Source organism: Edaphobacter sp. HDX4, assembly GCF_036877565.1.
GTDB lineage: Bacteria > Acidobacteriota > Terriglobia > Terriglobales > Acidobacteriaceae > Edaphobacter.
Genome location: NZ_JAEDXW010000004.1, coordinates 1 through 19,079, shown reverse-complemented (window position 1 = coordinate 19,079; position 19,079 = coordinate 1). Strand labels below are relative to the sequence as shown.

Annotated in this window: 16 protein-coding genes; 6 read left to right on the top strand and 10 right to left on the bottom strand. The window is 55.8% G+C overall.

The features are described 5' to 3' along the window. Positions 1-147: 147 nt before the first annotated feature. The 3 genes from JAO29_RS05695 to JAO29_RS05685 are packed head-to-tail and all read right to left on the bottom strand — an operon-like array spanning position 148 to position 2,415. A complete protein-coding gene (locus tag JAO29_RS05695) occupies positions 148-1,110 on the bottom strand; it encodes a M28 family peptidase (RefSeq protein ID WP_334267226.1) in 963 nt (320 codons plus the stop codon). Beyond that, positions 1,107-1,886, bottom strand: coding sequence for a twin-arginine translocase subunit TatC (gene tatC / locus JAO29_RS05690; RefSeq protein WP_334267225.1), 780 nt, complete (start codon positions 1,884-1,886; stop codon positions 1,107-1,109). The genes JAO29_RS05695 and tatC overlap by 4 nt, the downstream gene beginning before the upstream one ends. Then, entirely contained in the window at positions 1,879-2,415 is a 537-nt protein-coding gene (locus tag JAO29_RS05685) for a twin-arginine translocase TatA/TatE family subunit (RefSeq protein WP_334267224.1), read from the bottom strand. Before JAO29_RS05685 ends, tatC begins: the two co-directional genes overlap by 8 nt. A 373-nt stretch (positions 2,416-2,788) precedes the next feature. Here JAO29_RS05685 and nadA point away from each other — a divergent pair, with 373 nt between their 5' ends. Both nadA and JAO29_RS05675 read left to right on the top strand, forming a co-directional pair. Next, positions 2,789-3,931 (top strand): quinolinate synthase NadA, encoded by a 1,143-nt coding sequence (gene nadA, locus JAO29_RS05680; protein WP_334267223.1) that lies wholly within the window; start codon positions 2,789-2,791, stop codon positions 3,929-3,931. Then, complete coding sequence (locus tag JAO29_RS05675) at positions 3,928-4,365, top strand: DUF2203 domain-containing protein (protein ID WP_334267222.1); 438 nt, start codon at positions 3,928-3,930, stop codon at positions 4,363-4,365. The genes nadA and JAO29_RS05675 overlap by 4 nt, the downstream gene beginning before the upstream one ends. Before the next feature lie 15 nt (positions 4,366-4,380). Here the strand turns inward: JAO29_RS05675 and JAO29_RS05670 are convergent, their stop codons facing one another. The 7 genes from JAO29_RS05670 to JAO29_RS05640 all read right to left on the bottom strand — a co-directional run bounded on the left by JAO29_RS05670 (position 4,381) and on the right by JAO29_RS05640 (position 9,982). After that, positions 4,381-5,097 carry an RsmE family RNA methyltransferase gene (locus tag JAO29_RS05670; protein WP_334267221.1) on the bottom strand — a complete coding sequence of 239 codons (717 nt, stop codon included), beginning with the start codon at positions 5,095-5,097 and terminating at the stop codon, positions 4,381-4,383. Beyond that, positions 5,094-5,699, bottom strand: coding sequence for a hypothetical protein (locus JAO29_RS05665; protein ID WP_334267220.1), 606 nt, complete (start codon positions 5,697-5,699; stop codon positions 5,094-5,096). The genes JAO29_RS05670 and JAO29_RS05665 overlap by 4 nt, the downstream gene beginning before the upstream one ends. 114 nt (positions 5,700-5,813) lie before the next feature. After that, positions 5,814-6,788: an AI-2E family transporter gene (locus tag JAO29_RS05660; protein ID WP_334267219.1), complete on the bottom strand. Its 975-nt coding sequence runs from the start codon at positions 6,786-6,788 to the stop codon at positions 5,814-5,816. A gap of 134 nt (positions 6,789-6,922) precedes the next feature. Then, positions 6,923-7,519 carry a shikimate kinase gene (locus JAO29_RS05655; protein WP_334267218.1) on the bottom strand — a complete coding sequence of 199 codons (597 nt, stop codon included), beginning with the start codon at positions 7,517-7,519 and terminating at the stop codon, positions 6,923-6,925. Between the two features lie 242 nt (positions 7,520-7,761). Beyond that, on the bottom strand, positions 7,762-8,052 hold the full coding sequence (locus JAO29_RS05650; protein WP_334267217.1) for a hypothetical protein: 291 nt from the start codon (positions 8,050-8,052) through the stop codon (positions 7,762-7,764). Continuing rightward, positions 8,049-8,708, bottom strand: coding sequence for an RNA polymerase sigma factor (locus tag JAO29_RS05645; RefSeq protein WP_442886319.1), 660 nt, complete (start codon positions 8,706-8,708; stop codon positions 8,049-8,051). Before JAO29_RS05645 ends, JAO29_RS05650 begins: the two co-directional genes overlap by 4 nt. Positions 8,709-8,866: 158 nt before the next feature. Next, the gene (locus JAO29_RS05640; protein WP_334267215.1) at positions 8,867-9,982 is read right to left on the bottom strand and encodes a ThiF family adenylyltransferase; all 1,116 of its coding nucleotides are present in this window, start codon (positions 9,980-9,982) and stop codon (positions 8,867-8,869) included. Positions 9,983-10,154: 172 nt separating this feature from the next. Between JAO29_RS05640 and JAO29_RS05635 the strand changes: the two genes are divergently transcribed. From JAO29_RS05635 to JAO29_RS05620, 4 genes are all read left to right on the top strand, one after another. After that, on the top strand, positions 10,155-13,436 hold the full coding sequence (locus JAO29_RS05635; protein WP_334267214.1) for a POTRA domain-containing protein: 3,282 nt from the start codon (positions 10,155-10,157) through the stop codon (positions 13,434-13,436). Continuing rightward, positions 13,437-14,198, top strand: coding sequence for a SurA N-terminal domain-containing protein (locus JAO29_RS05630; RefSeq protein ID WP_334267213.1), 762 nt, complete (start codon positions 13,437-13,439; stop codon positions 14,196-14,198). Further along, entirely contained in the window at positions 14,195-18,655 is a 4,461-nt protein-coding gene (locus JAO29_RS05625) for a translocation/assembly module TamB domain-containing protein (RefSeq protein WP_334267212.1), read from the top strand. Before JAO29_RS05630 ends, JAO29_RS05625 begins: the two co-directional genes overlap by 4 nt. Before the next feature lie 65 nt (positions 18,656-18,720). Next, the coding region (locus JAO29_RS05620) for a BON domain-containing protein (RefSeq protein ID WP_334267211.1) at positions 18,721-19,079 on the top strand (359 nt) is incomplete at its 3' end.

Below are 19,079 nucleotides of genomic sequence, written 5' to 3'. Positions count from 1 at the left end.
CATCTATACCACAAAGGAGTGATCGGCCTGGCAAGGATATCGCATGAGCTCGAGCTACCTGAAAGTGAAGCGGATTCCCTAAACGGGAGGGACAAGAACGTGAGTTTCGACGACCGGGAAAGGAGCAGATTAAAGGTGGAGAGGAGGTCAACCGTGCTGATCGATCAGCCGGATCATCTCAAGCACCAGATCACCCGATATCTGGAGCGAGCGAGCACTTACTTTGTCCAAGGTGTCCAGAGCAGTGTGGTGGTATCCGCCTTCAGGATGTTCGAGCGTCGGCGGCCCGTAGTCCAGATCGACCATGTCGAGCACCGGAACTCCGCGCTGACGGAACGGAAGATGATCGTCCATGACGGTCGTGTCGTTTTTGAAGACGTAGGAGCCGTGCCCGGTGTTTTTGGCGGCTGTCGCCAGCATATCCAGGAGCCATGGAGTGGAGTTGGAGTCGCGATCCAGATTTAGATCCTTGTCTCCGATCATATCGGTGACCAGGAACGCCTTGATCTTTTTGAGAGTTCCGTCCTGTGACCACTTCGCCGCCAGATGCCGCGTTCCATAGAGCGAGTCGTGATCGCTCCAGGAGCGGATTGCTTCTTCGCCGTCGTCGAAGACGAGCCAGACGCTGTATCCCTGGGGCGGGTGGGCACGGAGATAGCGGCCCAATTCGATAAGGAGCGCGGTTGTGGCTCCTCCATCGTTAGCTCCCACGAAATCGATATCTCGTAATGGATAGTTCGTCTCGTAGTGGCTGGCGATGACGATAATTCCATCCTTCTTCCCGGGATACTTGACGATGAAGTTTTTCATCGACAGTTGACCGGCAGGCGTGGAGGCGCTGAAGGCATCGCTCTCGAAATCTCCCTTTGCAGCCTCAGGCGTGAAGTGGGAGCGAATAAACTGCTCGGCCTTCGCGTGATCGGGAGAGCCGATCCAGCGATGGGGCGCAGCAGCGATGTACTGCTTCGTCAACTCGTAGGCAGTCTCTCCGCTGAATTTCGCCGCTCCTTTTTGAGCGAACACAAGCGCTGAAGGAAGCAGAAGAGAGACGGCAAGGGCAGCTAAGGCGGATCGAAGCGCGGAGAGATGCCCGTCTTTGCAGATCCTCATGCGGACTTGGCCTCTTTCCGGCGAGCTGGATTGAAGATCCAGGCCACGGCAACTCCGACCATATAGAGGACCAGCATCGGGAGCGCGAACAGGCACATGCTGACAGGATCCGGAAGCGGGCAGATGATAGCTGCTATCACAAAGATGACCAAAACCGCGTAGCGGACGTGGCGGATCAGAAACTTCGCATCCACGATGCCGAGGATCGAGAGGAAAAAGATCAGGATCGGGAGTTCGAAGGTGATCCCGAGGCCGAGGATGACGGAGAGGAAAAAGCTGGTGTAGTCCTCAATGGTGATGATTGGGTGGAAACGCTTTCCGAAGTCGCCGATCAGAACCTTCAGCGCGCCAGGAAGCACCCATTGATAGCCGAACCATACTCCTGTCATGAAAAGCGTGATGGTCGCCGTCATAAAGGGAACGACATATCGCTTTTCATTGGAGTACATACCTGGCGCTATAAACAGCCACAGCTGATAGAGGATGAATGGCGAGGCAAGGATCGCTCCTCCCACCAGCGAGGTTTTGAGATAGAGATTGAGCCCGTCGGTGGGGTGGGTAAAGTTCAACTGCAGTTTGAGCATGTCCATCGGTCTCGAAACCAGACCGTAGAGACGCTCGTGAAAGGCGTATGCCACCGCGAATCCGATGAGGAGGTAAATCACCGAACGGATGAGGCGCTTGCGCAGCTCATCAAGATGCTCCATCAGGCTCATGCCAGGGAGTTCGGCGCGGTCGGTAACGGCGGTCCGTGCGCGGTCGACCAGATCAGCCATGCAACTGTGCCTCACTTGCTACGTGGTCCGGAGCATCCGGAGTATGACCCTCTGAGGGATCAGAGGGGGAGCTTGCCAACTCCGGATCTTCGACATGAGGAACGGAGTCGAAGGCACGCGAGACCGGGGCGCTCTCTACAGGAAGTCCGGTAGAGGGAGGCATGAGGCTAAGGTCGCCAGAGGTTGCGATCGGCAGGGGTGTCGTTTCCGGCGTGGAGATACTTTCGGCGTCTACCCCTTCTGTCACATCTGATAGGGAAGGTTCTGGCGCAGCGATTGTATTTTCCGTGGTTTCGGGCAGCGGAGGCGAGACTGGAGCAGCCGCTTCCATCTCTGCGATCTTTTTCTGTTGCTCGGCCTGCTCGGACAGGCGAAGCTCCTCTTCCATCTGCATTCGGAATTCGTTGGAAGCACGGCGGAACTCGCCCATCAGTTTTCCCAGCTGACGCGCAAGCTCAGGCAGCTTCTTCGGTCCGAAGAGGATCAGGGCAAGGATGAATATGAAGGCGCTGTCGCCGAAGCTCGGCATAATTGTTCCTATGATACGGCGTCACTCGATCAGCGACAATGGCCCGACCGCTGTCTTTATCCTGTTGTAAGATATATGGTGTAGTGCTGCGGTGCCGGACGATGCTGCAGGTGCGAAATTAAGATTGCGTCGTTCCTGTTGGAAGATCGTCCAATGTTGTAGGCGGCGTCAGCCGCTAGTGGTTTAAGTGAAGCAGGTGGTAGAAGTCTGGTTGCAACATCCCCGTGGGTTGGGTAATGGCTCGATTTTTGAGCCGGCACAGCGAGCCCACTGCAACCTTTGCAGTGCATGCTTTCAACATCCCCGTCTCAGAAGCAGAGGATGGTCCGGTGTTCGGTACCTGACGCTTCGGTGAGACTGAAGGCGGAGTACTTTGAGTGTACTGATGGAAGAGGCTGCGGTGATGACCGCAGTGGGTGCTGTTAAAGATTCGTGCTCTCTCGACAACTATCTTTCGCAGCCGGACCATACGATGGACGACCGTATCGCTGCGGCACGCGCTACGCTTGGCACGGATGTCATTTTGCTGGGGCACCATTACCAGCGAGACGAGGTCATCCGGTTCGCGGACTACACCGGGGACAGCTACAAGCTTTCGAAGATCGCCTCCCAGACCGATTCGAAATACATGATCTTCTGCGGCGTTCACTTTATGGCCGAGACGGCAGATGTGCTGGCCAAGCCATGGCAGCAGGTGATTCTGCCTGATTTGAATGCGGGCTGTTCGATGGCGGATATGGCCGAAATCGGACAGGTGGAGAATTGCTGGGACTCTCTCGAACGAGCAGGATTGACCGGTGACCTAATCCCTTTGACCTACATGAACTCTGCCGCGGCTATTAAAGCTTTCTGTGGCGAACGTGGCGGTCTGGTCTGCACGTCATCGAATGCCCGCGGTGCGTTCGACTGGGCTTTTGCGCGCGGCTCAAAGATCCTGTTCCTGCCCGACCAACATTTGGGCCGCAATACTGCTTTTGCGATGGGAATTCCCCTGAGCGAGATGGTGGTCTGGGATCCGTACCAGATCAATGGCGGACTTAGCCCTGATCGTTTGCGGAACGCCAAGGTCATACTCTGGAAGGGGCATTGCTCCGTTCATCAGCGATTTTTGCCGGAGCATGTGGACCGCGTTCGCCGCGAGCGGCCCGAGATGCAGGTGATCGTCCATCCGGAGTGCCGTTGGGAGGTTTGCCAGAAGGCAGATGCCATCGGATCGACGGAACGAATCATCGAGGTGATCGAGAAGGCTCCTGCTGGATCGAGCTTTGCGGTCGGTACCGAGATTCATCTGGTCAATCGGATGGCCAACCGTTTCGCTGCGCTCGGCAAAGAGGTGATTACGCTCGATGATGCTGGGTGCCTGTGCACCACGATGTACCGGATCTCTCCACAGCACCTCGCGTGGTCCCTGGAAAACCTGATAGCAGGGAACGTGGTGAACCGGATCAAGGTGGATGAGGACGTAAAGTATTGGTCCAAGATTGCGCTTGATCGGATGCTGGAGGTCAAGGCTTGAGCAGAACTTTCACCCTTGGGGAGGCGCAGACTCTTCTTCCGGTGCTGGAGGCTCTTCTAAAAAAAGCGCAGAGTGCCGGAACCCGGGCTGCGGAGCTTGAGGCTGAGTTTGAACAACTGCGTCAACGCATCTTTCTGGCCGGCGGTACACACCTGAACGTGGCATCGATTGCCCGACGCCGCGCAGAGCGCGACAAAGCTCTGCAGGAGACCCAGGACACGCTTACCGAGATCACTGATATCGGCGTCCAGGTTAAGGATCTCGAAAAGGGCCTGTTGGACTTTCCGAGCACTATCGATGGCCAGACCGTTCTACTCTGCTGGAAGCTGGGAGAGAAGGAGATTGGATACTGGCACTCCCCGGAAGAGGGTTTTGCCGGAAGAAAGCCGATTGACAGCAGGTTCGGACGCGGCGAGCGTGATAAGCCGAACTGAGCTCTGAGTACAGCGCTAGGCGAGGTTCGAAGAGAGAATCGCGATAGCGGATATGGCCGCCGTCTCGGCGCGAAGAATTCTTGGTCCCAATGTGACCGGCTGCCACTGATGGGCGGAAAATAGCTCCATCTCTTCGGCGGTCCAACCGCCCTCCGGGCCGATCGCCAGGGCATACGTACCAGCGACAGTGCTTGTGCTCAATATCGATGCGATGCTTGTGTTCTGTTCCGTCTCCGAGAGAAGAATACGCACCGACTCCTTGGTGCTTTCCAGAAGCGGCTTGAGGGGCGAGGGCTCGGAGATAGTCGGGATGGTTGTTCTGCGCGATTGCTTGGAGGATTCAAGGGCGATTCGGCGCCAGCGTTCCGCTCTTTTTACGGCTGCCTGAGAGAGGTGTTTCTCTGTTCGTCGGGCCAGGACAGGCGTAATGCGCTCCACGCCAAGCTCCGTCGCCTTCTCGATAGCCCATTCCATGTGATCGAATTTGAAGACTGCGAGTAGAAGGTGAAGCGGAAGCGCGGTGTCCGATTCGAGCTCTTCGTGGAGGGCAAAGACGACTTCCGCAGGTTCCACGCGGATAATCTCTCCGCGGTACAGAAAGCCTCCGGCGACTATGTCGTACATTTGACCCGGAGTCGCCCGTAAGACACGAGCCAAATGCGCGGCTTGTTCTCCGGTGAGTGTAGCCGTGGTAGAGGTCCATGCGTCAGCAATCCAGCGGCGACGAGTCATTCGTCTTCTGATGCTCCTTCGTCCCTGGGGGACGAAGCCTGATCCCCTGCGGGGATGACAACTGCGATGCGCCCCTGATGATAGAGCGCAATATGCAGCGTGGCCTGGCGGCGGCGATTCCAGGCGTCCTGGGTGACGGGGAAGTGCAGCACCACTGTACCTTCAGCCGCCTTGCCGGATTCGATGAGAGTATCCCGCAGGAGAGGACTGCCTGCTAGGGGACGCAAGGCGGGGTAGGTCGTGAAGAGATTTCCGAAATCCTGCTTCTGAACGGCGCTCGTTTCGAGCTTTTCCCCATCAGCGGTCTCGAGGGTCGCGGTGAGATCCTTGATGAACAGAGGCAGATTCAGACGGTCTTCCATTCGAAGCGTGACCACCACATACAAGTCATCCTGAGAACGATCTCTTCCCACCAGGATGGAGTCAGACTTGAAGACGGTGTGAGTTGAGTAGAGTGCGGTGTGCAGAATATTGACCTTCGCTGTGCTTCGAGGCGTGAAACGCAGAAGGAGCGCAATTGCGAGGCCAAGGATTAAAAAGGCAATGAGAACTGGAGCAAGGAGGTTGCGGCGCGCGGGTTGACTAAACCTCAGGTCGGACACTCGAAAAAGGATATCAAGGGTAAATGCGCCAGAGATAATTTTTTTGAGCAGTTGGATTAGCCGAAGATCTGTATACCATTGGTCAAAATAGGGTTACCTCTGTACCCATCCGCCCTAGACTGCATCTTTTTGCACCGCGTATTCTTCCAGAATGACTGCGATTAACGCAGCGGTAGGAACGGCAACAAGCGCACCGACAACGCCTGCGAGGGCAGTTCCGCAGAGAAGAGCAATCAGAATGGTGAGTCCTGAGAGTTCGACGCTGCTCCCCATGATGCGTGGAGTGAGATAAGCATTTTCGACGTTCAGATAAAGAAGGTAGAAGATCACGACTCCTGCCAGCTTGGTCCATGAGTCGAATGCAGCGACGATGGCGGATAACGTGATGGTAAATACTCCCCCGGCGATTGGGATGATGTTGAACAGGCCCATCAGAAACCCGAGCAGGAGGAAGTAGCGGACGTGAAGGACGGCGAAGACGATGGTGGAGGAGATCCCCAGGATCAGCATGAGGAGGCCCTGCCCGACAAGCCATTTGCCGATCTTTTTGTCTGCGCGCTCCAGGGTTCTGCCTAGACGATCCCTGTAAAGTGTGGGAACCAGAGAGAGCGCGAACCGGTATGCTCGATCACCTTCAAGCATGAAGTAGATGCAGAGAAAGATGGCAGAGAGTATGTCGAAGAGGTGCGACAGCCAGTTCGGCAGTGATGTCATCAGATAGCTGGCGGCTGTTGTGAAGGCTCCCTCAGCGCGCTGAGCGATCTCGTTGACGCCAAGCCGATTGGCTATCGGAAGCTGATTCACCCTTGACATCATCTTGGGGATTCGAGTGGGGAGTTCTGCCGAGAATTGATTGAGATCATGCACAACGGGCGGGAGTCCTACCGTCAGAAAGATTCCAACCACAAGGCCCATGCCAGAGACGATCAAAAAGATTGCCGCTGCCTTGGATGTCCGCCGCCCGCGAACCTTGATTTGCATGATGTGATTGACGATCGGCATCAAAACCGCAGCAAAGAGCGCGCTGACATAAATGAGGATGATCTCTTTCGCCAGCAACCATGCAAGGCCTAGGGCCAGCAGGAGCATAAAGGCGAAGAGGATATGGCCTCGAACGACACGACGGGATCGTTTCTCATCAGGAATCAGATCGAAGGTTTCAGGCAGGTTTGTATCCTCTTTGACTCTATGTATTTAGATGCCGGTAATGGGGCGCTTGTCGTCTAGCTGCGGGAGTGCGGAATCTGGTCCAGTCTCGAGAGGATGGTTTCAACGGTTTCGTTGGATGTGAGCTGCGTGGTCTCCACCGTAAGGTGTGAGAGGCGGATGTACAGAGGTCGGCGCCGTTCGAACCGTACCTGGGCCGCCGCCGGATCGGCCAGAACCGGACGTGAGATCTCCTGAAGGACGCAACGATCAAAGAGGGTAGCGAACGATGCATCAAGGAAAACAGCTGCGGTTGCAGGCGTTTGTTCGATTAGCAGACGGTTGGTCAGCTCTTCCGGCGTTCCTCCACCCAACGCAAGAATCACGTTGGTCCGCCCCAGTGCCGAGGCCAGCGCGGTGGATTCCAGGCGTCGGAAGTACGCCTCTCCGTGGCGGGAAAAGAGCTCAGGGATAGTCGTTCCGGCCCGGCTTTCAAGGTGCTGGTCCAGATCCAGGAACTCCCATCCCAGCCGGGAAGCCAGAAGGCGACCAACGGTTGACTTCCCGGCTCCCATGAATCCTGTGAGTACAAGACGGCGCAGGTGGAAGGGAAGCACTGCAGGGCTGAGTTGGCCTGACGTGGGGCTCGTGAGGGTTGACGGGCTGGCTGGCATTGGGTCTCTCCGGTATCTCATTCTTTATCGTAAAAAGTGAAAGCCGCGACCTTTAGGTCGCGGCTCGGGAAGATCGAAGACTCTGAAATCTGACTCAGTTCAGAGATGCATGCGAGGCTCCGCCGGCCGCCACTGGATACCAGTAGCCGTAGCTAAATCGAACGGAGTGGAGATCACGCATCATTCTGAGTACAACGATACACGTTGACCATGTACGAAGCAACGGTCAAATCTCGGAATATTTACTTCTCGTTGGGTTCAGCGGCATAGCTGGGTTCGGAGGCAAGACCTTCCTGGATCTTCTTCCAGACACTGTCACTAGGTTCGTGCGTCGGTTGCAGGAGCTGTTTCGCCTGATCCGCGATGTACTGCAGGTCTCGCACCAGGGCAGTACAGTTTTCGCAGGTCTCTAAATGCTGGGAGAGGGAAGGGTCATCGATGGAACTCCGACCTCCAGCTGCAAACAGGTCTGGTAGTTGCTCCTGAAATTCAGCGCAAGACATGGGGGCCGGACTGGAATTCTTCAAGATCATAACGCCGCTTCCTTAAGATCGGTCTGGGCTGTGGACTCCGACTGACGGAGCAGCTCGCGAAGCTTCAAACGCGCCTTGTGTAGCTGAGATTTGCTGTTTCCGGTCGAGCATTCCAGCATGACGGCGATCTCGTTATGTTCGAAACCCTCCACATCATGGAGCACAAAGACCATACGATAGCCTGGCGGCAGAGAGGCGACAGCCCGCTCGAGGGCGACGCGGTCAACTGATCCTGCGAGTTGGGTATCGCGGCTTCCAAAATCGCGCTTTGGCGAGTCCTCTTCCGACGGGTTGATGGTCTCTTCCAGGGAAACCAGCTGAAGTCCCTTCTTGCGCAGGTGCATGAGGACCAAGTTGACTGTCAGGCGGTGTAACCAGGTCGAAAAGGCACTTTCGCCACGGAAGCTCCCAATCTTGCGGAAAAGATGAAGGAACGCCTCCTGGGTCATGTCTTCGGCTTCAGAGACATTCCCTAGCATACGGAGGCACAGAGTATAGACGCGACGTTTGTGCAGCGCGTAGAGCTTCGAGAAAGCCTCTGCATCTCCAGCTTTGGCGCGCTCGATCGCCTCGGCCTCTCCAGCGATCGGAGGATTTCTTTTGAATAGCCCGGGGGCAGTTTTAGTTTCGGTCATCTGTAGACCTTGGACTTCCATTATCAATCTCCGGGTTGTGTTGAATTCTGAATGCCTCGTTGCTGCCTGCATCCAGCCGCGGGGGAAAGCTGAAAGATGTTTTCACACGTATTTGGTTTGAGCTTTTACAAGGGAAAAAGGTTGCATTCATTGTAGATACGGCGTTTATGAAGCTGCCGTTAGGACCCGATAAAGCGAGCATAAAGAGAGCGGGCCATGGTGACGTCAGTCGTTCCCTGAATGATCGCCCTGCCGTCTCCAAACAGCGTGAGAACGTGAGGCCCGCGCTCGAAACGCAGGAGAAGATTGTTGAATCGAACCTGCCCGTGCGGCGTAAGCCTGTCCCGCATCGCCGCGAAGTCGACCGCGCGGTGATGTTCATGGATCTGTACCGAGTTTCGCCCGCACAAGGTGATGTGCGGCCGACCCAGTCCTGCCAGGTGAGTGAATTCACGGCGGTCGCAGACAGCGCAGCCCTCGCGGGGGTTTTGGGCCGAGATCTCAGAGCGTTCTGATGTCCAAAGATCGAAGGAGAGGAGCGTTCTGCGAATCGCTTCCGTCTGGCCAGTCAGGAGTTTAAGAGCTTCGGTGACCTGGATCGAAGCCGCGAAATTGACAGCGGTCGAGAGGATTCCCGACGTGTCGCAGGTCTCGACCGGACCTGACGGTGGCTTTGGGAATAAGCAGGCGAGGCAAGCTGTGGGCCGCCAGACGGGATCCACTGGATCGGATCCGCTCCCCGCGAACCGGGGAAGGACATTCATAGTGGCCGCGTAGGCGCCGATGGCTGCGGCATAGATCCACGGCTTAGTCTGCTGAACCGCAAAATCGTTGATGAGATACCGGGTCTCAAAGTTATCTGTCGCATCGAGGATCAGGTCGCTATCTCCCAGGAGAGTAGCGATGTTCTCAGGTACGAGGTCTGCGATGTGAGACCGTACCGTGACCCGGGAGTTGAACTGCGCGATCTTTCGACGCGCCGCTTCCGCCTTGGGGAGAGCCTCAAGAGCATCTGCCTCGTCAAAGAGGACCTGCCTCTGCAGGTTTGATGGCTCTACAAAGTCACGATCGATCAGCGTCAGTGTTCCGACACCCGCACGCGCCAACAGAGAGGCCGCTGCGGCCCCGGTAGCTCCACACCCCACAACAGCAGCGTGGGAGCGTCCAAGCCTTGCCTGGCCTTCAACCCCGATTTGACGAAACAGGATCTGGCGAGAGTATCGCTCGTGATCTTCGATCACCGTACCTTCCACGGAAGTGGTGGAGGAAGCGGACTCAGGATAGAGAGGTTCCATGGGCGACTTTGAGTGTCCCGGAGGACGCTGCTCTTTCGTAGTATAGGGAAATGTCCGCCTGAGGCGAAAACCGGGCGAGCAAAATGGTCCGGCTGGCATCCTACAGGAGACAAGAGGCTGTAGAGGCAGATTTGAGGCGAAGTTCTGTCCGTTTCAGCAGTTTGCGAGAGGAATGGGTATCTTGGGTCCGTTGCGGAGAGGGCGAATAAAAAAAGGTCAGGGTGGCGGGATGTCATCCGGCGCGGTAATCGCATTCCTCTTGTGGGGGATGACCATCTATGGCCACGCTCAAAACGAACCCATCGGAACCACACCGTCGACACCCGCAGCCTCCACACCGTCGACCCCAACGCTCTCTGTGCCAGGGCAGGTGACGAGTCCGGCGGCAACGCCACAGGCATCTCAGACGGAAACTGCACAACCGCGGACAAGAGCCCCGCAACCTACGATCTCGACGGGCCCAGGGCTGGACACTTCGGTCTGGGAATGGAAGGGTCTGGTTGTCAAGCAGATCGAATTTACCGGAGTCACCTTCGAAGCAACCGACACACTACCGAAAGAGCTGACACAAAAGGTCGGCGAGCCGTTGGATCCGCAAAAGGTCCGCCAGAGCACGCGTCGCCTCTTCGACAGTGGACGCTATCGGGATATCACGGTGCGAGGAGTTCGGGACGGCGACGGAATGACTCTCATCTATGCGGGGACTCCACGCTACTATGTAGGCCGCGTGACGATTGTCGGGGTTAAAAGCGATCGACTGACCTCATTGTTGGAGTATGCAACCAAGCTGAATCCCGGAACGGCATATACCGACGGCTCAGTAGCGACTGGCACCGAGGGGATTCGGGATGTACTGCGATCCAATGGGTATTACGAACCGAAAGTCTATGCCGGGACCACGCTGGATCGCCCAAATTCTCAGGTCAGCATGGAATACGATGTCGAAATCGGCCCGCAGGCCAGGATTGGACAGGTCACCGTCCAGAGTCCGGCTCTGGGGATGACGATTGACGAGTTCCGGAAAAAAGGAAAGCTGAAGCACGGAAAGAAAATCAACCGCGACACCATCAGCAACGCGCTCACACGACTGAAAAAGCAATATCAAAAACGGGATCGACTGGAAGCGACCGTCAGCCTTCAAAAGCAGACGTATGATTCGCAACGCCGTGAGCTCGACTATGACTTCCACGTGGAGCAGGGCCCGGAGGTAAAAGTCCTCGTCGAGGGAGCAAAAGTCTCAAAGAGCCGCCTACGCCTCCTGGTTCCGATCTTTGAAGAAGGCACCATCGACAATGATCTTCTGAACGAAGGTATGCACAACATCCGCGACTTTGTGCAACAGGAAGGGTATTTCGATGCAACGGTTGACGTGAAGGTTATTGGGCAAAATACGCCCAGCGCTCGCGTGATCTACACCGTGGACCGGGGGATAAAGCACAAAGTCGTTGCGGTAAATCTGAAGGGAAATCACTACTTCTCAGACGACATCCTCCGCGAGCGTATGCGGGTTAAGAAAGGGGATGCCTACCAGAGGAGCGGACGATACAGCCCCGGGCTGGTGGCGAGTGATGTGTCGTCCATTCAGGCGCTTTACCAGGCGAATGGCTTTGACCAGGTCAAGGTGACGACAAGCGTCGACGATAAGGATTCCGGGAAGGACGCTAAGAAGGCAGGAACCATCTCCGTTCTCTACACCGTAGACGAAGGTCCTCAGAAGAAATTTGGCAAGGTTGACCTCACCGGAGTAAATCCGAGTCGACTCCAGGATGTGAAATCCTTGATGAATACGCAGCAGGGCCAGCCGTTCTCTCTGGTGACCCTGACGGGAGACCGTGATACTGTGCTCACCTACTATTTGAGTCACGGTTTCGATCAAGCGAAGGTTGATCTGCAGCTACATAAAGAAGATGATCCGACGCGAACTGACGTGTCTGTGAATGTTGCGGAAGGCAAGCAGGTCTTCGTAAATCGAGTCCTGCTCTCAGGCCTCCACTACACGAAACCCCAGATAGTCGAAGACCAGATCCTGGTACATCCGAGCGATCCGCTGGACCAGACGGCCCTCCTCGAGAGCCAGCGCAACCTCTATAACCTGGCACTGTTCAACGAAGTCATCACCGCGGTCCAGAATCCCAAGGGAGATGCTCCTCGGAAGAACGTGCTCATTCAGACGACCGAGGCGAAGCGATGGAACGTAACCTACGGCGTTGGCTTCGAGGCCGAGACTGGAAATCCGGGCGGAACCATCCAGGGCAACTCGGGCAGTACTGGAAATTACGGTCCAGAGGGTAGAGGGAGCGTAAGCCCTCGTGTCTCCCTCGACGTCTCCCGGATCAATCTACGCGGCACCCAAAACTCAATAAGTCTCCGCTCAACTTATGGCTTGCTCGAACAGATCGGGATTTTGACATACCAGAACCCGCACACGTTCGGTGCTCAGAACTTTTCGACCTCTCTATCCGGCGGCTACACCAACATCCAGGACATCACCACCTTTGCCTCCTCTACCCTGCAGGCAAGCGTGCGAGTGACGCAGAAGTGGAAGAGGACCGACACGTTCATCTACGAGTTTCTGTTCCGGCGTGTGAAAGTTGACCCGAACAGTCTCCGAATCTCATCCGATCTGATCCCTCTGCTTTCGCAGCCGGTCCGGGTAGGTGGTCCGAACTTCACCTGGTTCCACGACACTCGCCAGCCTTCCCCCCTCGATGCCTCGAAAGGAACCTATTCTTCGTTGCAGGCCTTCTTTGCATCCTCCAAATTTGGCTCGCAGACGGATTTCTGGAAACTGGATGGCACGAACTCCACCTACTATTCTCTGTTTCATCATCGATATGTCTTTGCAAGAAGAACGCGAATCGGTTACGAACATCCATCCGGCGAAAATCCTAACGCCGGTAATATCGTCTGCGCTGGCGACCTTCGAACGACGAATCCGACCTGCAACGCCGTTCCACTGCCGGAAAGACTGTATGCCGGTGGAGCGACCTCCCATCGAGGTTTTGGAATCAATGCTGCGGGGCCTCGCGATTTGCAGACAGGCTACCCCGTTGGCGGATCTGCCGCCTTTGTAAATTCCTTCGAGCTGCGTTTGCCTCCTCCGACGCTTCCATATGTGGGAGAAAGCGTCAGCTTCGTGCTCTTCCATGACATGGGAAATGTGTTTCAGAATCCCGAGGACATGTTCCCCAGCTTCCTGAATTTCAAACAGCCGAACCGCGACACTTGCAGGGACATCTCAGGAACTATCGGGCACTGCAGTTTCAACTACTTCTCTCACGCTGTGGGCATCGGTGCACGCTACAGGACGCCGGTAGGCCCAATCCGGGTTGACTTCAGCTACAACCTCAATCCCCCGATCTATCCGGTGATAGACGACTATGCAGGCAGGCCTCCCTACGTGGGGCAGGGTAATCACTTCAACTTCTTCTTCAGCATCGGACAGAGTTTCTAAATGCGCAGCATGACCCAGAACGCGGAGCTGACATCGCTTGGCAGGATGATCTTGCTGATGCTCGTGGCCGCATCTGCTTGTGCGCAACAGAAAGCCGTTCCCCCTGCTGTGCCGTTGACGAAGGTTCCTGGACAGAACCGGGGAACGGAGATAGATGGAGTCGTGGCTATCGTCAACGGAGATGTCATTCTGGAAAGCGATGTCGACGAAGAGCGAAGGTTCGAAGCGATTCAGCCGTACCGTGGTTCTGCGGCGGACTACTCACGAGATCGCGCGGTCCAGCGCTTGATCGATCGAACCCTCATTCTGCAGCAGGCCGCCATTGAGGCTGACCGTATGGCAGTATCCAAGGAAGAAGTTGATAAGCAGCTCGAGACACTACGCCGGGATATTCCAGCCTGCAAGCAGTATCAGTGCAGTACCGATTCCGGATGGCAGAAATATCTTGCTGATAATGGCTTCACGGTTCAGGAGTTTCGAGACCGGTGGCAGAAGCGGATGGAGTTGCTCAGACTGATCGAAGTGCGTTTCCGGAACGGCATTCACATCTCCGATGACGAGATCAAAGATTACTACGAGAAGACCATGCTGCCGGAGTATGCAAGGCAGAAGGTCGCTCCTCCGAAACTGGAGACAATTTCACGGCGTATCGAGGAAGTGTTGTTACAGCAGCGAGTAGGCAGCTTGCTACGGGACTGGTTACAGTCGCTGCGTGCGCAGGGAAATGTGTGGGTGATGAAGCCTGGTGAGGTGGCACCATGAGCGATCAGCAAGGCCCCGTCACACCTTCTCCGCCTGGAGATGACAACCGTCATCGGCTGGAAGAACGTCTTGAAGAGAAACGCCACCAGATTGAGCAAAGGCTCGAAGCGAAGAAAGAACAGATCGAACAGAAGCTGAAGCAGGTAAAGCGGTCTATCGCCTCCCGCATTACCCGAGGCACGTTGTGGACTCTGGGCGGGATCTTCTTGTTCTTGTTGATTCTCTCCGGTGCCTTCGCGTGGTACACGACTACCCCCGATTTCGAGCACAGGGTCGAGAGAGAAATCGTAACCGTGCTGGGAGATGCGACCGGAGGGCGCGTTGAGGTAAAGGGACTCCACTTCGACCTGTGGCATTTATCTGTTCAGGTTGATGGCCTGGTGATTCATGGGCTGGAAGCACCCGGCGAGGCTCCTTATCTCTCGGTAGACAGGATCCTGCTGCGCCTGAAGATCATAAATCTCTTTTCAAGAGCTGTAGGGAAGAGCCTTGCTTCTCATGTCTCGCTGAGCTATCTCCATATAGACCGGCCGCAGTTTCATCTGATTGTGGATAAGGATGGCCGAACCAATCAGCCAACGCCAAAACACCCGAGTACAAGCAAGCAGCCGATCACGGATACGCTGCTTGATCTGCGCGCTGGAAATGTAGAGATCGCGAATGGACTGGCTTTAATCAACGACAGGGCTATTCCGTTCGATCTTGCGGCCCGTGATCTTGAAGCGGAGATTCACTATATCTTCCACACGGATCGCTATGGGATGACGCTCGATCTCAAGGATCTCCGAACACGGTTGAAGAGTGAACCCGAAGCACAATCCTCCATCCATTTAGAAGGGCAGCTGGGAAGAGACGAGGCCGATCTGACAAGGCTGGACCTTGAAACCGGTCAGAGATCGAAGCTTCATGCAGAAGGAACGCTGAAGCATTTTGGCGCGCCCGAGTGGCAGGCTACAGCTGTGGGAGCACTGGAACTGCGACAGATAACCGTTCTGACAGGCGTGGAAGGACTGACGGCAGGCACCCTCGATGTGAATCTCAAAGGGCGCAATTGCCTCGCGAGTACACCGCCTTCGCAGAAGAGACCGCCTCTGTGGCGAAGGCCCCAGCCACAGTCGGGTCAATCGAAGAGCAGCCAACAGCCAGTTCCCCTTGAGCCTGGATGCCCGGCGCCGTTCGTCGTAGCGGGATCAGCCAAGCTGCATAGCGCAGGGTACCGCGACGAGTATGTAACGCTGCAGGGGTTGGATGCGACGACGCAGGTCCATATGACACCGGCAGAGCTAAGGGTCTTCGACATCCATGCGAAGCTGCCGGCTGGAGGATCCATAACCGGCGACATGAGAATCGAAGACTGGCTGGGTCAAACGCCTGTTACAGCCTCAGAATCGCCCACGGCGAGGGCTGCTGCTGCAACCGCAAACAAAACAGCGACCGCTTTGAATGCTAAGACTCCAGTCAGCCAGGTTCCACAGATCAGGCCATCGCACGCATACGTCAACGCCCAACTCAATCAGATACCGCTTCGATCCATCCTGGACATGACGGCTCAGCACCTTCAAGACTTAGGCTTCGATACTGCAGTGAGTGGGCCCGTAAAGGTTGAATGGGGAGGGGAATCAAAGGATATCGCCGATACGGTGCAACTCGACGGCGATCTTAGACTGGCACCAACTGGCGTCGCACGCCGGGGCATCTTCTCCAATGTTCCAGTGACAGGCCAGATCCTGGCCCACTACGCTGGAAAAAATGAGACTGTACAGATTCAACAGCTTCATCTGCAGACTCCGCAGTCAACCGTCCAAGCGTCCGGCATCCTCGGAGTGAATCGCGGCGATCCGCTGACGGCCCTCCATGTGGACCTGATGGTGCGTGATCTCGAGGAGTACAACCAACTGCTGACATCGCTGGGACTAGAGGGCGGAGGAAAAAAGGGAGCCGCTGCTATTCCGGTGAAGCTGCACGGCGCACTTCATTTTTCCGGTACAGCTCAGGGAGTCGCACGTGATCTCGACGTGAAGGGGCACCTGCAAGCAGCAGATATCGAGTTTGCCATGGGTTCGACGGATGCCCTGATCGACTCGCTCGTCGCTGATGCCGAATATTCACCCAATTCAGGTGTGGCCGTAGCGACATCCACGATCCATCGGGGCACTGCCACTCTGATGGCGGCAGGCACAGTTAAGCCTAGACGTCAGGTGTCACGCAGAGGAGCCGTCACTTTCGTTTGGGATGGAGGATCGAGCGTTGATGCTCAACTGCAGTTGGCTGACGCCGGGATTCCCGATCTCCTCCAGATTGCCGGTCAGCAGCAGAAGATCCCCGTGACAGGCACGATCAACGTAAATGCACACGTTGTGGGGACTCTCGCAAACCTGGATGGCAGTGGGCATGTCTCTCTCAAAGATGGAGCCGCATACGGCGAGCCCTACGAAAGCGTGTCCGCGGATCTGACTGCTAAGGGCAAGAACGTTGATGCAACCAACGTCTCCTTGAGACTGCACGGCATGCAGATTCGTGGAAGTGGAGGCTACGATATGGGCAGTCAGCGCTTCCACGGTCATGTTGAAGGTCAGGATCTCGCTTTGTCTAAGTTCGAGACGATCAGAAAGAGCGTCTCAAGTTTCGACGGCAAACTGACTCTGAAAGCGGATGTGAACGGGACGATGACCGAACCTGCATTGCGTGCCAACGTCACTTTGGCTGACGTGACTTATTCCGGTCAGCCGGTCGGTAACGTCTCCGTCGAAGCGCATAGCCAGGGCAGCAATCTTCTGTTCACTGCTGACTCCACCCTTGTCGGAGCCAAAATCAATCTACAGGGCCAGACTCAGCTGACGGGGAACTACGAAACCCAGGCCAGACTTACGCTGGCTGATCTCGATATCGATAAGCCACTTGCGATATTCGCGCCGGGCAAATTGCGGGCGCAATCTTCCATTAGCGGCACAGCTACAATCAATGGCCCTTTGAAGATGCCCCGAGCCTTGAACGGAGGGATCGCGCTCAACAATGTCGATCTGAAGCTGCAGGGAATTGAGCTGAAGGCAGCCGATCCCCTCCGCGTAAATCTTCGCGATGGATTAGCCACTCTTGAGCAGGTTCATATTCTCGGAACGGATACCGACATGCAAATCTCGGGTACTGCCCAGCTCTTTGGTGCGACCGATCCGAAGGGCGGTAAGCTCAACATGAAGGGTGATGGCAGGGTGAGCATGGCTCTTCTCCATACTCTTGACCCAGGGATCATATCGAAAGGCCAAGTCCAATTCACCGTTGCCGCGGGCGGTGTCGTAAAGAATCCAAAACTCACTGGAAAAATCGAGCTTCAGCATGTTGATGTAGCACTGGACGGCGTTCCGAATGGCTTAAGTGACATGAACGGTTCGCTTATCTTCGCTGAAGACCGGCTACAGCTGCAGGATGTGAGCGGAAAGACAGGCGGGGGCGAACTCAAACTCGGCGGATCACTCCGGTTCCGCGACGGTCTCTACGCCGACTTGACCGCGACCGGAGACAACGTCCGTGTGCGGTTGTATGGCCTCAGTGCTACTGCAAATGCGAACCTCAAACTGCAGGGCAGTTCTTCGAGTGCATTGCTGAGTGGCGACATCCTGGTGACGCGATTTGGCGTCGGGCCTGACGTCGATTTCGCTGCGTTCGCCGGTGGCGGAACGACGATCATCGCACCGCCTGATCCCAACGCGTTGTCGAACAAGATCCGGATGGATGTGCATGTTACAAGCTCGCCGCAGCTCGACTTCCAGAATTCGTATGCAAAGCTAGCCGGCTCAGTTGACCTGAGTATTCGTGGAACCATAGCCGTCCCGTCTATCCTGGGCAGGATTCAAATTACCGACGGCAGTGCTACCTTTGCGAACACCAAGTATCAGTTGCAACGTGGCGACATCTACTTCACCAATCCGGTCCGCATTGATCCCACGATCGACATCGACGCAACGGCACAGGTAGAAAACTACGAGATCACGGTAGGTCTGCACGGTACGGCCAGCAATCTAAAGCCAAGTTATCGGTCAGAGCCGCCTTTGAGCGAAGCTGATGTGTTCGCTCTGCTGGCGCTTGGAAGAACCCAGGAAGAGGCCCAGATCTACCAGCAGAAGCAGGTAGCAGCAGGAACCGATCCCACGACCAGCGCTCTGTTAGGAGGAGCTCTCAATGCGGCTGTAGGGTCACGAGTCCAGAAGTTATTTGGCGTAGGCAGCGTAAAGATAGATCCTGCCTTCGTCGGAACCCTAGGCAATTCTTCAGCAAGAATCACAATTCAGGAGCAGATCTCCAAGCAGATTACTGCGACCTTTGCGACTAACGTCAATACCTCAGCTCAGCAGCTCATTCAAGTGCAGTATGATCTGACTCACAATTCTTCGATCGTGGTTACGCGAGATGAGTCCGGCGTTTTCAGCATCGTCTATAAGCTCCGTCGTCGCTACCGATAGAAACGTTCAGACAGGCATCATATCTTTGACATACCTTCGGCCGCGCCGATTACTTGGAGGATTCAATGAAAGGCAGAAAGATACAAGGAAAAATCGCTCCGGCAATGGCCGCGATTCTTCTCCTGGTTGGATCGTTCCAAGGGATAGCTCAGACGGACAATGCACCCGGTCCGCAGGATGCGGCGATCCAGGCTGATGTCACGAAGGTTCTTGACAACAAGCGGTTCAAGGACGTGAAGGCCGCGGTGCAGAATGGAGTAGTCACGCTTCGAGGCACCGTCGCCGTCTATTCCGAAAAGGAGGATGCCGATAAGAGAGTTCATCATCGGAAGAATGTCAGGGCAGTGCAAAATTTGATTGAAGTTGCAGGGCCCACAGTGGATGACGTGACCCTACGCAACAAGCTGGCGGAAAAGCTTACCTA

Coding starts and splice junctions, on each gene's coding strand:
- JAO29_RS05645 (WP_442886319.1), bottom strand. CDS start 8,708: ATGGAAGTCCAAGGTCTACAGATGACCGAAACTAAAACTGCCCCCGGG.
- JAO29_RS05685 (WP_334267224.1), bottom strand. CDS start 2,415: ATGCCGAGCTTCGGCGACAGCGCCTTCATATTCATCCTTGCCCTGATC.
- JAO29_RS05655 (WP_334267218.1), bottom strand. CDS start 7,519: ATGCCAGCCAGCCCGTCAACCCTCACGAGCCCCACGTCAGGCCAACTC.
- JAO29_RS05625 (WP_334267212.1), top strand. CDS start 14,195: ATGAGCGATCAGCAAGGCCCCGTCACACCTTCTCCGCCTGGAGATGAC.
- JAO29_RS05660 (WP_334267219.1), bottom strand. CDS start 6,788: ATGCTCCTGCTGGCCCTAGGCCTTGCATGGTTGCTGGCGAAAGAGATC.
- tatC (WP_334267225.1), bottom strand. CDS start 1,886: ATGGCTGATCTGGTCGACCGCGCACGGACCGCCGTTACCGACCGCGCC.
- JAO29_RS05695 (WP_334267226.1), bottom strand. CDS start 1,110: ATGAGGATCTGCAAAGACGGGCATCTCTCCGCGCTTCGATCCGCCTTA.
- JAO29_RS05670 (WP_334267221.1), bottom strand. CDS start 5,097: ATGACTCGTCGCCGCTGGATTGCTGACGCATGGACCTCTACCACGGCT.
- JAO29_RS05630 (WP_334267213.1), top strand. CDS start 13,437: ATGCGCAGCATGACCCAGAACGCGGAGCTGACATCGCTTGGCAGGATG.
- JAO29_RS05640 (WP_334267215.1), bottom strand. CDS start 9,982: ATGGAACCTCTCTATCCTGAGTCCGCTTCCTCCACCACTTCCGTGGAA.
- JAO29_RS05635 (WP_334267214.1), top strand. CDS start 10,155: ATGGGTATCTTGGGTCCGTTGCGGAGAGGGCGAATAAAAAAAGGTCAG.
- JAO29_RS05650 (WP_334267217.1), bottom strand. CDS start 8,052: ATGATCTTGAAGAATTCCAGTCCGGCCCCCATGTCTTGCGCTGAATTT.